This is a genomic window from Aequorivita sublithincola DSM 14238 (assembly GCF_000265385.1).
GTDB classification, from domain to species: Bacteria; Bacteroidota; Bacteroidia; order Flavobacteriales; family Flavobacteriaceae; genus Aequorivita; species Aequorivita sublithincola.
In genome coordinates this window covers 811,666-825,250 of sequence record NC_018013.1, presented here as the reverse complement: position 1 = coordinate 825,250, position 13,585 = coordinate 811,666, and the positions used below count along the sequence as shown (strand labels likewise).

Sequence of the window (13,585 nt, the reverse complement as noted above, 5' to 3'; positions counted from 1 at the left end):
CATAAGCTGGCATTTAAAAAATATTTTATAACTAAATTTTAGTTTGTAGAATCAGGTGCAACTGGTGCTGGAGTTTGAGTAGTTGGTACTGCAGGAACTGCACTTTCATCAAAAGTTTTGGATTCCATACTACGACCGCCCATAATGAAAACGTTGGAAAATAAAATAAGTGCCAACATAATCGTTGCAAGCGTCCAAGTACTTTTATCTAAAAAGTCACTCGTTTTTTGAACACCACCAATCTGTGCGCCACCGCCACCGCCAAAAGACGAAGAAAGTCCGCCACCTTTAGGGTTTTGTACCATTATAACTATGACCAATAAAAAGGCCACTATCATTATCAAAATTAAGAAGATTGTAAACGTACTCATTGTGCTTGTGTATTAATCAATTTTTCTATTGCTCGAATTTGGTCTGCAAAGAAACCACTTTTTTCGGGATTTTTCAAAATTAATATTTTATATGCTTGAATTGCTTTTTTATAGTTCTTTTGTTGCAGATAAACTTTTGCTAAAGTCTCCGTCATCAGTGCCTCTGGCGATTGTTGATAGGTTGAAGTAGTATTTTTCGGTTCTTCTTTTTGGGACTTATCAGCTATTTCTGGCGGAATAATTTTTGGGCGTTCTTGGATAAACTTGTCTATCAACTCAAATTTTCGCTCTTTTTCCTCCTGTGCCGAAGCTTCGGAAGAAACGTTTTCTTCTTTTGAAAATTCTTCTGAACGTTCAATGGGTTTTGCTTTTGTGAGTTTCAACCATTCTGAGAACGAGTGAGTATCTTTATTTGTGAATTCAAGAGGTTTGTCTGGTTGCAGAATTTCCTCTGGAGTTTCTTCAGGCTTTTCTACTAACTTGGAAACTGATTCAAATTTTCTTTGGAAAAGTTCAGGATTTAAGATATCCTCGGCTTTTTGCATTTCGGCTTTAAGCTGTCTGTCAATTTCAAGACTTAATTGTTCCGAAATATTTTCTGCAACTACCTTAATTTCTTCCACCGAAGTGTCGTGTTGAAGTATAGTTTGCGAAATTTCGTTTTGAATAAATTTTTCTGAAGTGATGTATTCAAATAAAATATCACGATCTGTGGTATGAGCAGCCGTAAGCCTTAAAGCGTGGTTATATAAAAAACTATCTTGGTTTTTTAAACCTTTAAGCTGCAATGCTCTCACGCTTTGGAAATATGGATATTTCTTTATGAGTAAATCCAAAGCAGCCAAATCCTCAGAATTTATTTTCTGTGGATTTGCGAGTAGATATGTGTATGATTCAAAATTCAAGAGTAAAAATTCAAGGTTTAAAGTTCAAAATTCTAGGTTTTGTGATTTACCCCCAACCTCTAAAGGGGAGAATTCCATTACTCCCTTTAGATCTGGGATATTATTTACTACCAATTTGCAAGAGATTTATTGAAAACATCTTGTGTTAATCGTTCAAAAATTACATCAACGGCAGCATCTAGTTTGGAACCCACTAATAGCGAAGTTCCTGAAAAATCAAAATAAAAACTAAAGGATTGCTCAAAATCTTTTAAAGGTTCTTTGGTGTTAAAAAATCGGACGGTTACGGCGATGGTTAACCTAGTTTGGGCAGCCGTACTGTTTGATGTTGCGGTAATTGGTGCCTCATAAAATTGGGTTATTTCTCCTTCATAAACTAAATCGCCATTGCTGGTTACCAAATCCAAACTGGTTTGATTTAGCAACAAATCCTGTAGTTTTTGGGTAAAATCTCTCGAAAGGCCAGGTTCTACTCGTGGGGCAATATTCTGAAAATAATTTACTTGCACCGTCTTGGTTGTGTTGTAATTTATATCGGCGCCAGTAAATGAATAAGGGCCACAACCTTGCATTAAAATTGCGGAACATATTAAAATTAAAACTGTAAATATTTTTGGCATCTAGCTTTTTCGTTTTTAATTTTTTGAATACTGAATACTGAATACTGAATACTGAATACTGATTGGCGCGTCTACAGGTCGTATTGTTTTATTTTCCTGTATAATGTTCTTTCAGAAATTCCTAATTCGTCTGCGGCGTCTTTTCGTTTTCCGCTGTATTTTTCGAGCGATTTTTTAATGAGTTCCAATTCTTTTTGATGAAGGGAAAGATTTTCTTCTTCTTCTATTTCCTCGGCGTATTCATATTTATCTTTTCTTTTTGATTCCTGAGCAGAGCCGTAGGACTCTGAAGTGTTTTCAGGAATGCTGAAAACTTCAACATCGTTCCGTCTCTCGTTGTTTTCTTCTTCAATTATGGAAGCTAATTCTTCTTCAGCTTCGTTTTCATCAGCATATATTTTATTGATGAGTGATGAATTTTCTTCTTTAACTTTTGCGGCGTTGCCAGTTTTCATCAATTCCAAAGTAAGCTTTTTTAGGTCGTTTACGTCGCGTTTCATATCAAAAAGCACTTTGAAAAGAATTTCCCGCTCACTTCCGAAATCGCTTTCAGATTTTTTCGCATTTACAATCGCGGGAAGATTGCTACCCATATCTGGCAGATAATGCTTTAGCGTTTCATAGGAAATCTCCCGATTTTGCTCTAAAACTGAAATCTGTTCCGCAACATTCCGAAGTTGACGTATGTTTCCGCTCCAGCGATATTTCAACAATAAATCTGTAGCTTGATCTGTCAATCTGATTGTTGGCATTTTGTATTTCTGCGCAAAATCTGCCGCAAATTTCCGAAAGAGTAAATGTATGTCTTCTTGCCGTTCGCGTAGTGGCGGAAGATTTATTTCCACCGTACTCAATCTGTAATAAAGATCTTCACGGAATTTTCCTTTTTCAATGGCATCCACCATTTTTACGTTAGTTGCCGCCACAATGCGAACGTCTGTTTTCTGCGTTGCGGAAGAACCTACTTTTAAAAATTCGCCGTTTTCTAAAACGCGGAGCAATCGGACTTGAGTTGGTAATGGCAACTCGCCAACTTCATCTAAGAAAATAGTGCCGCCGTCGGCTACCTCAAAATAACCACTTCTAGTTGCGGTTGCACCTGTGAACGAACCTTTTTCGTGACCAAAAAGTTCACTATCAATTGTTCCTTCTGGAATTGCGCCGCAGTTTACGGCTATGTATTTTCCGTGTTTTCTGTGGGAAAGGGAATGGATTATTTTTGGAATACTTTCTTTACCCACACCGCTTTCTCCCGTAACCAATACCGAAATATCCGTTGGTGCAACCTGAATTGCTTTTTCTACGGCGCGGTTTAGTTTTTGGTCGTTGCCTATTATTCCGAATCGTTGTTTTGTTGCTTGTATGCTTTCCATAAATTAATTGGTTTCAGAAAAACCTATCGCTTCACCAATAAGTGTGGCAGTGGTACAATTAGTTACTCTTACTTTAACAAAATCTCCAGCTTTAAAATTTTTCTTCGGAAAAACAGCAGTGTTGTTATGCTCTGTTCTTCCACTCCATTCGTCTTTGTTTTTTTTCGATTCTTTTTCAATCAAAACTGTTACCGTTTTTCCTAAAAAACTCGCGGTACGAATGGCACTGTTTCTTTGCTGAAGATCAACAATCTCTGTTAATCTTCTGCTTTTTGTTTCTTCCGGCACATCATCTTCTAGCTTTCTGGCAGCCATTGTTCCGGGTCTTTCGGAATATTTGTACATATAGCCGAAACTGTATTTCACATATTCCATTAGGCTCATAGTATCTTGGTGGTCTTCCTCGGTTTCTGTTGGAAAACCAATAATCATATCTTGCGAAATGGAGCAGTCAGGAATAATTTCTTTAATTCTATCAATCAACTTCATATACTGCTCACGCGTGTGCTGACGGTTCATTTCTTTCAGAATTCGAGTACTTCCACTTTGAACAGGAAGATGAATGTGGTTGCAAATATTCTTGTGTTTTGCCACGATATGCAACACTTCTTCGTGCATATCCTGCGGGTTGTTGGTTGAAAAACGAATACGCATTTCGGGATGCGCCGTAGCAGCCATATCAAGCAATTGGGCAAAATCTGTGGCAGTAGCTTGTTGCATTTCCGAAGCGTTTTTGAAGTCTTTTTTCAAACCGCCACCAAACCATAAATAGCTATCTACATTTTGACCGAGTAAGGTAATTTCTTTGTAATTTTTTTCGGCTAGATCATCTATTTCGTGTAAAATACTTTGTGGATCACGGCTTCGTTCACGACCTCTTGTAAAAGGAACCACACAGAAAGTACACATATTGTCGCAACCGCGGGTTATGCTCACATAAGCTGTAATGCCATTTCCGCCCAAACGCACTGGCGAAATATCTCCATAGGTTTCTTCTTTGGAAAGGATTACGTTCACTGCATCGCGGCCTTCTTCAACTTCTTTCAGCAAATTCGGAATGTCTTTGTAGGCATCTGGCCCAACAACCAAATCAACGATTTTTTCTTCTTCAAGAAATTTTTCCTTTAATCTTTCAGCCATACAACCAAGAACACCCACTTTCATCTTTGGATTGATTCGTTTTACGGCGTTGTATTTTTCTAAACGTTTGCGGATTGTTTGTTCTGCTTTGTCGCGAATGGAGCAAGTGTTCACCAAAACCAAATCTGCTTCTTCCAATAAATTTGTAGTGTTGTAACCTTGATCTGCAAGGATGGAAGCCACTATTTCGCTGTCGCTAAAATTCATAGCGCAGCCGTAGCTTTCTATATAAAGTTTTTTTGAATTTTCGGTACGCGCTTCTAGAGTAAGCGTGTTGCCTTGAGTGTTTTCGACTATTATCTTTTCCATAAACATCAAATCTTCAACGCAAGTTCATAATCCCTGAGCGTTGAACCGGCAAATATACAATATTAAGAATCGGTGACAAAGTGGCAGATTTTGTTTTTGTTATAAAATTGTGAGGGAAAAATCTACCACGAATACACGAATAGTTATTCGGAAATGTGTGTGCTCATTTTCAAATCACGTAATATTATTTTCAAATTTTATACTTAATATCGATTCAAAATACACAACAACTTAGAAAAATATTCGTGTATTCGTGGTAAAGATTACCGGGACAATATTCAAATTTTTCACCCATAATCATTCGTATTAAAAATTTCATATACTTTTGCAATCTTAACAATATAGGATATGGCAAAGAATTTAGTGATAGTTGAGTCCCCTGCAAAAGCAAAAACCATTGAAAAATTTCTAGGGAAAGATTTTAAGGTTTCCTCCAGTTTTGGGCACATTGCAGACCTTCCGTCCAAGGAATTGGGCGTGGATGTAGCTGGAGATTTCACACCTAAATATATAGTAAGCAGCGACAAGAAAAAGTTGGTAGCAGAATTGAAGGCGCTTTCCAAAACTGCTGAAATGGTTTGGTTGGCGAGTGATGAGGATCGAGAAGGTGAAGCAATTGCGTGGCATTTGGCCGAAGAATTAAAGCTAGACAAAAACAAAACTAAACGTATTGTTTTTCACGAAATAACGAAAACAGCTATTTTAAAAGCCATTGAAAACCCACGCCAAATAGATTATAATTTGGTAAACGCCCAACAAGCAAGACGTGTTTTGGACCGTCTGGTTGGTTATGAACTTTCGCCAGTGCTTTGGAAAAAAGTGAAAGGCGGACTCTCCGCAGGCCGTGTTCAATCTGTCGCCGTTCGATTGATTGTAGAGCGCGAGCGTGAGATTGAAGGATTTACAGCAGTTGGTTCCTATAGAATTGATGCAGAATTCACAACTTTAGAAGGAAGTAAATTCAAGGCGAAACTTCCAAAGAATTTTGATACAGAAGAAGAAGCACGCGAGTTTCTTCGGAAGAATTTGGGAGCCAATTATAAAATTTCGGATTTAACTAAAAAACCTGCTAGCAAATCGCCTGCAGCTCCCTTTACTACTTCAACCATACAACAGGAAGCCGCAAGAAAATTATATTTTTCAGTAGGAAAGACGATGACAATTGCGCAGCGTCTTTATGAAGCTGGACTTATAACCTATATGCGTACCGATAGTGTAAATCTTAGTAACGACGCAAAAAACGCAGCGCAGAAAGAAATTACTTCTTCCTACGGAAAGGAATATAGCAAACCCCGCGATTATAAAAGTAAAAGCAAAGGAGCACAAGAAGCTCACGAGGCAATTCGACCTACAGATATGTCTTTGCACAACATTACTGGCGACCACGACCAAGCACGTTTATACGATTTAATTTGGAAACGAACATTGGCTTCGCAAATGAGCGATGCGCAATTAGAGCGCACCAACGTTAAGATTGATGTGCTTTCAAAGGAAAAAGTTTCAGAACATTTCAGTGCAAATGGTGAAATGATAAAATTTGACGGTTTCTTAAAAGTGTATTTGGAAGGAACCGATTTTGAAGAAGAAGAGCAAGAAGGAATGTTGCCGAATATGAAAAACGGCGAAACGCTTGAAAATAATTATATCACCGCGACGGAAAGATTTACGCGACCGCCGTATCGTTTTACGGAAGCTTCATTAGTAAAGCAGCTGGAAGAACTTGGCATTGGCCGACCTTCAACGTATGCGCCGACAATTTCAACAATCATCAGTAGAAATTATGTTGAAAAAGGAACTGTGGAAGGTGTGGAGCGAAAATATCTTCAACTAACGCTTCAAAAAGAAAACATAAAGGACAAAAATTTAACCGAAACTGTTGGTTCGGATAAAGGGAAATTGGTGCCCACAGATATTGGATTGATTGTAAATGACTTTTTAGTTGAGCATTTTCAGGATATTATGGATTACAATTTTACTGCAAAAGTAGAGCAGGATTTTGATGATATAGCCGAAGGAAAAGAAGAGTGGACCAAAATGATGAAAGATTTCTACGGAAAATTTCATCCGCAAGTTGAGCATGTAGAGGAAACTGCAGACAGGGAAAGTGGCGAACGAATTCTTGGTGAAGATCCAGAAACTGGAAGAACGGTTTTGGTCCGTCTCGGAAAATACGGTCCAATGGCACAAATTGGTGCCCCGGATGATGATGAGAAAAAATTTGCCAGCCTTCGCCCAGACCAACAATTACATTTGGTTACGTTTGAAGAAGTAATGGATCTTTTCAAACTTCCTAAGACTTTAGGTATTTATGATGGCGAAGAAGTGGAAGTGAACAATGGCCGTTTTGGACCTTATGTAAGATTGGATAAAACTTTTATTTCATTGCCAAAAGGAATGGATCCGCTGGATGTTGATATGGCTTTCGCAAAAGAGCTTATTGAAGAAAAGAAAAAAGCAGACGCTCCTATATATATGTATGAAGATCTGCCCGTTCAAAAAGGAGTTGGGCGTTTTGGACCGTTCATAAAATGGAATAGTATGTTCATAAACGTGAACAAAAAGTATGATTTCGATAATCTTTCCAACGAAGATATAGAACAACTTATTGAAGATAAAAAGCAAAAAGAAATTGATAAGCTTATCCAAGAGTGGCCAGAGGAAAAAATTCGCATTGAGAAAGCGCGTTGGGGTCGTTTTAACCTTATAAAAGGAAAAACGAAGGTAGAGTTGCCAAAAGGTACTGAAGCTGATAAGATTACTTTAGAAGAAGCAAAAAGCTTATTAGAAAAGAAAAGCCCAAAGAAGAAAGCAGCTGCCAAAAAGAAACCAGCAGCTAAGAAGAAAACTACAGCGAAGAAAAAATAATGATAGAATTTTTAGCTCCAGTTTCTAAAAAAATATTGGCTCATCGTGAAGTTTTGCCGCTGGGAACTTTAGGAAAACAAATAGAAATCCATTCCAAAATTGGGGAATTACCTAATTTAAAGGATGTAAAATTCGCAATTCTCGGAATAAAGGAAAACCGAGCAGATGTAAATTTTATTGGTGCAGAAATTTCTTTTGATTCCTATAGAAAAACACTTTATTCATTATATCCCGGAAATTGGAATTATAATATAATTGATATTGGCGATATTGAAAAAGGCGAAACAGCCGAAGATACTCGCTTTGCAGCAAAAGAAGTTATTGCAGCCTTATTAAAAAAAAACATAGTCCCTCTAATTCTTGGTGGAAGTCAGGATTTGGGCTACTCGCAGTACCGCGCGTATGACGGAATAGGCGAAATGGTAAATGTAGTAAACATAGACAACCGCTTTGATCTTGGGAATGCAGAATTGCCTATTTCAAACAAATCCTATGTTGGAAAAATGGTCGTGGACAAACCCTATAATCTGTTTAATTATAGTGTTTTAGGTTACCAATCGTTTTTCAATGCGCCACAGGAAATTGCATTAATGGATAAATTATTTTTTGATGCATATAGATTAGGCGAAATTTGTGCAGATTTAACTTTAGTGGAACCCATAATGCGTGATGCAGATATGGTTACCTTAGATGTTACCGCAATAAAAAGCGCAGAATTAAGTTATAAAAACAACGAAAGCCCCAATGGTTTTGACGGTCGTGAAATTTGTGCAATTTCTCGTTATGCCGGCATTAGCAATAAAGTAAAGTCCTTTGGTGTTTTTGAATTAAGTGATTCTATTGAAAGTAAAAGCGGCGCAATGCTCGTTGCTCAGATACTTTGGTACTTTATTGAAGGCGTTAATTTTAGAGTAGAAGATGATAATTTTGACAATGAAAAGTTATTTACTTCTTATAAAGTGCCAGTAGATGATGAAGTATTAGAGTTTAAGAAGAGCAATAAAACAGAACGCTGGTGGATTGTTTTGCCTTTTATTTCAAATGTTAATAATAAATTAAAAAGGCGTACGTTATTACCTTGCACTTATGGCGAATATTTGAGTGCTTGTAATCAGGAAATTCCTGAGCGGTGGTTGAAAGCCCGCCACAAGAATGAAGTATAATCAAACGAGAGAACTAAAGACAGAGACCAAGGGTTTTTCAAAAAAAAATTGTTTTTTTGAAATTTTATAGATAGGTTTACGCCCTTGAATCTCGAAATTTAACCTAAATACCTATGAAGAAGTTTATTGCATTAACTGCGATCGTTGCCTTTTTATTCAGTTGTAACTCCGGAGATCGTGGAGAACTGGTGGGGGCAAAGGGTAAAAAGTGGTATCCTCAAAAACCTTTTGGAATGACGCTTATCCCAGGTGGATCCTTCATCATGGGTAAAAGCGACGATGATTTTGTTGCAGTAAATGATGCGCCAACCAAGACGGTTACAGTGCGTTCTTTTTACATGGATGAAACCGAAATTACCAATGCGGAGTACCGTCAATTTGTGAATTGGGTAAAAGATTCAACAGTTAGATTGCGTCTTGCTATTATAGCAGATGAGGAAGGCAAAACCCCAGGTGATGGTGGTGTAGGTGAATTTGCCTTCGTAGATCAGGAAAATGAAGAAATGACTCCATACCAACAGTATATGTACGACAATTACTTCGGGATGGGAGAAGATTACTACGCTGGAAGAAAATTGAATGACAAAGTAGATTTAATCTGGGATACTGCAAAGTATCCAGACGAGTACTATTCTGAAGTGATGGATACAATGTACATCCCTATTGAAGAATCATACAATGGTCAGCGAACTATTGACGTAAGTAAATTGAAATTTCAATATACTTATATGGATATAGAATCTGCAGCACGAGATAAATCGAAGAGACGAAAAGATTTTATCAAAAAAGAGGAGCTGAACATTTATCCAGATACTACTGTTTGGATTAGAGATTTCAACTATTCTTACAATGAGCCAATGCACAATGATTATTTTTGGCACGAAGCTTATGGTGATTATCCAGTAGTTGGTGTTACTTGGAAGCAAGCAAAAGCCTTTTGTGCGTGGAGAACCTTGTATAAAAATTCGTATCAAAAATCAAAAAAGCGAAATTTCGTAAACTCCTTCCGTCTTCCAGGTGAAGCAGAATGGGAGTATGCAGCTCGCGGTGGTCTAGAATCTGCAACTTACCCTTGGGGTGGCCCTTATGCTAAAAATGACCGTGGTTGTTTTTTAGCTAACTTTAAGCCGCTACGTGGCGATTATGCAGCAGATCAAGCTCTTTACACAGTTGAAGCAAAATCATATGAGCCGAACGATTTTAACCTATACAATATGTCAGGAAACGTTTCGGAATGGGTAGCTTCTTCATACGATCCTGCTTCTTATGATTTTTCCTCCACAATGAACCCTAATGTAAACGATCCAGATAATATGCGGAAAGTTGTAAGAGGTGGTTCTTGGAAAGATATTGCTTATTTCCTTCAAGTAAGCACCCGAGATTATGAATATGCGGATTCTGCTAGAAGTTATATAGGCTTCAGAACCGTTCAGGATTATATGGGTACTGACGTTGTTTTAAACCAAAACTTTGGCGACGCACGTTAATATTAACTATTGATTTTATTAAACTAGATTAACCTAAACTAAAACACCTCAATTAAAAATTAACTTATTATGGCACAAGCAAGATCATCAAAAAAATTATTTAACATGGCCTATGGCCTAGGAGCGTCTATTGTAATTTTAGGAGCACTTTTCAAAATTCTTCACTGGGAAATAGGTCCTTTAAACGGAGGTATTCTTTTGGCAGTTGGACTTATTACTGAAGCAATTATTTTTGCAATCTCTGCTTTTGAACCAGTAGATGATGATTTAGATTGGTCTTTGGTTTATCCAGAATTGGCAGGTGGTGCTGTAAGTAATAGAAAAGCAATTAAAGAGCCAGAAGATGCACAAGGTCTTTTGTCTAAAAAATTAGATGACATGCTAAAAGATGCTCGCATAGATTCAGAATTAATGAGCAGCCTTACAACAAGCATCCGTTCTTTTGAAGGTGCTACAAAAAGTATGGCACCTACGGCTGATGCAATGAACTCTACTAAAAAATACAGCGAAGAGATGGCTCTTGCAGCTGCCCAAATGGATTCATTAAACAGTCTTTATAAAGTTCAGATAGAATCAACAAGCAGACAGGCTGAAGCTAACGAAAGAGTGGCTGAAAACGCAGAACAACTAAAACAACAAATGCAGCATTTAGCTACTAACCTTTCTTCATTGAACGGTGTTTATGGAGGTATGCTTTCTGCAATGACTAATAGAAACTAGATAGGTTTTCACCTTAATTATTAATCTTTAAAAAAGAATAAAAATGGCAGGAGGAAAACTATCCCCAAGGCAGAAGATGATTAACCTGATGTATCTGGTTTTCATCGCGATGCTTGCATTGAACATGTCCAAAGAAGTATTATCTGCTTTTGGACTATTGAACGAAAAAATATCTGTTGCCAACGTGGCTACTTCACAGCGTAACACTGCTTTTATGGAGGGGTTAGCTCAAAAGGCCACAGATGAACCTGCGCAATATGCAGCGGTAAAAGCAAAGGCAGACGAAGTTTCCCAGGTTTCAGATGGACTTGACGCATATATTGAGTCAGTTAAATCTGCTTCTATGGAAAAAATCAAGGATCCTACGGATTACGAAGTAATGGATAAACCAGACTACTTTAACAATCTGTTTTTTACTGGAGATAAGTATAAAGAAGGAGGACAAAAGTTCTTAGATAACATCAATAAGTATCGTACAGAAATGATGTCAATTTTATCTGATCCGGCTTTAGCTAAAGTTGCAGGTATAGAGGATATTAAAAAATCTGTTGAAACTAATTTTTCTACTGCTCCCGTTAAAAATCGCGATGGTAAAGAAGTAGCTTGGTTAAATTATAACTACGAAGGATTTCCTCAAGTAGCTTCAATTACTAAATTAACTCAAATTCAAGCGGATATTAAAACAACTAAAAGTGAAGTATTGCAACGTATGCTTGCAGGTCAACAAGCCGCAGCACTTTCGTTTAGCAATTATTCAACTTTAATGGAAGCTTCAAAATCTGCTTACTATTCAGGTGAAGCTTTTGATGGGGCTATCGTTTTAGGACGTACTGACGAAAGCACAAAACCAAAAAGAGCAGAACTTACTCTAGACGGAAGAAAACTAGCCGAAGGAACTGACTACACTTTTGAAGGTGGTAAAGTAAAACTTAAAGTTGGCGCTGGAAGTCCTGGAGACCATAAGATAGAAGGGTTTCTATACTATGGTGAAGGAGGAGAAGAAACTGAAGTTGCGGTTAAAACTGGTTTCGCAACCATTTCAAAACCAAACGCAGCTGTAATTGCTGCAGATAAGATGAACGTAGTTTATCGTGGTGTTGATAACCCTATGACCGTTTCCATTCCTGGTATTCCAGATAATAATGTAAATGCTTCTGGATCTGGTCTTTCAAAACTTTCTGGCAGCAAATATGTTATGCGTCCAGGTGCTGGTAGAACGGTAAACATTACAGCTAGCGGAAAATTACCTGATGGTCAGAATGTAAGTTCTTCTTCAGAATTCCGTATAAAAGATATTCCAAGCCCGATGGGAACAATCCGTGGGGAAGATGGTAATGGTGGTCCAGTTCGTATGGAACGTGGCGGTCTTGAAATTTCAAGCGTAGGTGCTGCATTGCAAGATTTTGATTTCGAACTTAAATTAAACGTTACTGGTTTCAGCTTTAAAGTGGCTGGACAACCAACTGTAAAAGTTAGCGGTAACAAACTTAATGGAGCTGCAGTTTCTGCTTTGAAAAGAGCAGGAAGAGGTGAAACAGTTCAAATATTTGACATTAATACTAATATCTCTGGTAGCAGCGTTAAATTAAAAAGAACCTCACCAGTATTTATTGAATTGACAAACTAGTATAAAACCAGTCGGTATGAATTTGAAAAATGTTGTTTTATGTATTTTTGGCTTGGTAATAGCTGCCAGTGCTACGGCGCAGGTAAACATACTTAATGCCAAAAATCCTGAGGATATAGGTAAAATTACAGAGGAGCAGATTGCTTACGATAATGATGGACCTTTGCCTTATGGTTATACAGATAAGCGTGATGTGTTGTGGGCCAAAACTACTTGGGAGATTATTGACCTTGATGAAAGAGTCAACTTCCCATTATATTATCCAATAGACACGAACAACATTGGTCCAGACAGACGCTCTCTTTATGACGTTTTGGTGAAAAACATCAAAAACGGAAAAATTGAATCTGTTTATGTAGATTCATACTTTACCGAAAAACGTACGCTAAAAGATATTGAAACTTCTTTAGTTTATAGTGATACTACAGATCTTGGTATTGAACAATACAATGCGGAAGGTGTTGTAGATCCACAATACGTGCGTCGTTTTTCACTAGATGCGGGTGATATTGAATCGTGGAGAATTAGAGGATATTGGTATATAGACAAACGCCAAGGTGAACTTAAATATCGTTTATTGGGTATTTGCCCCGTTGCTAATGAAGCGCGATCCAAAGCTTTTTCAGATTCTGATATAGATTCTAAAGTTGAACTTTTCTGGGTATGGTTTCCAGGTGCGCGCGATGTGTTGCACAATGCGAAAGCATTCAACAGAAAAAACACTTCGCAACCAATTTCTTATGACCATCTTCTTAACTCAAGACGTTTTGGAGCTGTTATTTACAAAGAAGAAAACGTTCAAGGCGATAGAGACGTAAAAGATTACATCAATGACAATGCACTTATGCAGTTATTGGAATCTGAGCGAATCAAAGAAAAAATACGAAATATTGAAATAGATTTGTGGAATTATTAATCCGTTAATGAAGCCATAATTTGAAGAAATACCCTTCAAGTTCCATCTCGGAAACTGAAGGGTTTTTCATTTTTAGGAAATTTTAAATT

11 protein-coding genes are annotated in these 13,585 nt (G+C 37.5%); 6 read left to right on the top strand and 5 right to left on the bottom strand.

Annotation, left to right across the window (positions count from 1 at the left end):
• Window positions 1-38: 38 nt before the first annotated feature.
• The 5 genes from secG to miaB form a co-directional block, all read right to left on the bottom strand.
• A complete protein-coding gene (secG, locus tag AEQSU_RS03980) occupies window positions 39-371 on the bottom strand; it encodes a preprotein translocase subunit SecG (protein ID WP_014781573.1) in 333 nt (110 codons plus the stop codon).
• Entirely contained in the window at window positions 368-1,276 is a 909-nt protein-coding gene (locus AEQSU_RS03975; protein WP_014781572.1) for a hypothetical protein, read from the bottom strand. The genes secG and AEQSU_RS03975 overlap by 4 nt, the downstream gene beginning before the upstream one ends.
• Window positions 1,277-1,383: 107 nt before the next feature.
• Complete coding sequence (locus AEQSU_RS03970) at window positions 1,384-1,896, bottom strand: LptE family protein (RefSeq protein ID WP_014781571.1); 513 nt, start codon at window positions 1,894-1,896, stop codon at window positions 1,384-1,386.
• 71 nt (window positions 1,897-1,967) lie between these two features.
• On the bottom strand, window positions 1,968-3,269 hold the full coding sequence (locus AEQSU_RS03965) for a sigma 54-interacting transcriptional regulator (protein ID WP_014781570.1): 1,302 nt from the start codon (window positions 3,267-3,269) through the stop codon (window positions 1,968-1,970).
• 3 nt (window positions 3,270-3,272) lie between these two features.
• Window positions 3,273-4,718, bottom strand: coding sequence for a tRNA (N6-isopentenyl adenosine(37)-C2)-methylthiotransferase MiaB (gene miaB, locus AEQSU_RS03960; RefSeq protein WP_042492303.1), 1,446 nt, complete (start codon window positions 4,716-4,718; stop codon window positions 3,273-3,275).
• 348 nt (window positions 4,719-5,066) lie between these two features.
• Between miaB and topA the strand changes: the two genes are divergently transcribed.
• The 6 genes from topA (at window position 5,067) to porN (ending at window position 13,496) form a co-directional block, all read left to right on the top strand.
• Complete coding sequence (gene topA, locus AEQSU_RS03955; RefSeq protein WP_014781568.1) at window positions 5,067-7,583, top strand: type I DNA topoisomerase; 2,517 nt, start codon at window positions 5,067-5,069, stop codon at window positions 7,581-7,583.
• Window positions 7,583-8,746 carry a formimidoylglutamase gene (locus tag AEQSU_RS03950; RefSeq protein ID WP_014781567.1) on the top strand — a complete coding sequence of 388 codons (1,164 nt, stop codon included), beginning with the start codon at window positions 7,583-7,585 and terminating at the stop codon, window positions 8,744-8,746. Before topA ends, AEQSU_RS03950 begins: the two co-directional genes overlap by 1 nt.
• Window positions 8,747-8,859: 113 nt before the next feature.
• Entirely contained in the window at window positions 8,860-10,233 is a 1,374-nt protein-coding gene (gene porK, locus AEQSU_RS03945) for a T9SS ring complex lipoprotein PorK/GldK (protein WP_014781566.1), read from the top strand.
• 69 nt (window positions 10,234-10,302) lie between these two features.
• Window positions 10,303-10,953 (top strand): type IX secretion system motor protein PorL/GldL, encoded by a 651-nt coding sequence (gene porL / locus AEQSU_RS03940; RefSeq protein ID WP_014781565.1) that lies wholly within the window; start codon window positions 10,303-10,305, stop codon window positions 10,951-10,953.
• Window positions 10,954-10,996: 43 nt separating this feature from the next.
• The gene (gene porM / locus AEQSU_RS03935) at window positions 10,997-12,580 is read left to right on the top strand and encodes a type IX secretion system motor protein PorM/GldM (protein ID WP_014781564.1); all 1,584 of its coding nucleotides are present in this window, start codon (window positions 10,997-10,999) and stop codon (window positions 12,578-12,580) included.
• Between the two features lie 16 nt (window positions 12,581-12,596).
• Complete coding sequence (porN, locus tag AEQSU_RS03930) at window positions 12,597-13,496, top strand: type IX secretion system ring subunit PorN/GldN (protein ID WP_014781563.1); 900 nt, start codon at window positions 12,597-12,599, stop codon at window positions 13,494-13,496.
• Window positions 13,497-13,585: the final 89 nt, after the last annotated feature.

Excerpts from the sequence above, each read along its gene's own strand:
- secG (WP_014781573.1), bottom strand. The coding sequence starts at position 371 with ATGAGTACGTTTACAATCTTCTTAATTTTGATAATGATAGTGGCCTTT.
- AEQSU_RS03970 (WP_014781571.1), bottom strand. The coding sequence starts at position 1,896 with ATGCCAAAAATATTTACAGTTTTAATTTTAATATGTTCCGCAATTTTA.
- AEQSU_RS03965 (WP_014781570.1), bottom strand. The coding sequence starts at position 3,269 with ATGGAAAGCATACAAGCAACAAAACAACGATTCGGAATAATAGGCAAC.
- miaB (WP_042492303.1), bottom strand. The coding sequence starts at position 4,718 with ATGGAAAAGATAATAGTCGAAAACACTCAAGGCAACACGCTTACTCTA.
- topA (WP_014781568.1), top strand. The coding sequence starts at position 5,067 with ATGGCAAAGAATTTAGTGATAGTTGAGTCCCCTGCAAAAGCAAAAACC.
- AEQSU_RS03950 (WP_014781567.1), top strand. The coding sequence starts at position 7,583 with ATGATAGAATTTTTAGCTCCAGTTTCTAAAAAAATATTGGCTCATCGT.
- porK (WP_014781566.1), top strand. The coding sequence starts at position 8,860 with ATGAAGAAGTTTATTGCATTAACTGCGATCGTTGCCTTTTTATTCAGT.
- porL (WP_014781565.1), top strand. The coding sequence starts at position 10,303 with ATGGCACAAGCAAGATCATCAAAAAAATTATTTAACATGGCCTATGGC.
- porM (WP_014781564.1), top strand. The coding sequence starts at position 10,997 with ATGGCAGGAGGAAAACTATCCCCAAGGCAGAAGATGATTAACCTGATG.
- porN (WP_014781563.1), top strand. The coding sequence starts at position 12,597 with ATGAATTTGAAAAATGTTGTTTTATGTATTTTTGGCTTGGTAATAGCT.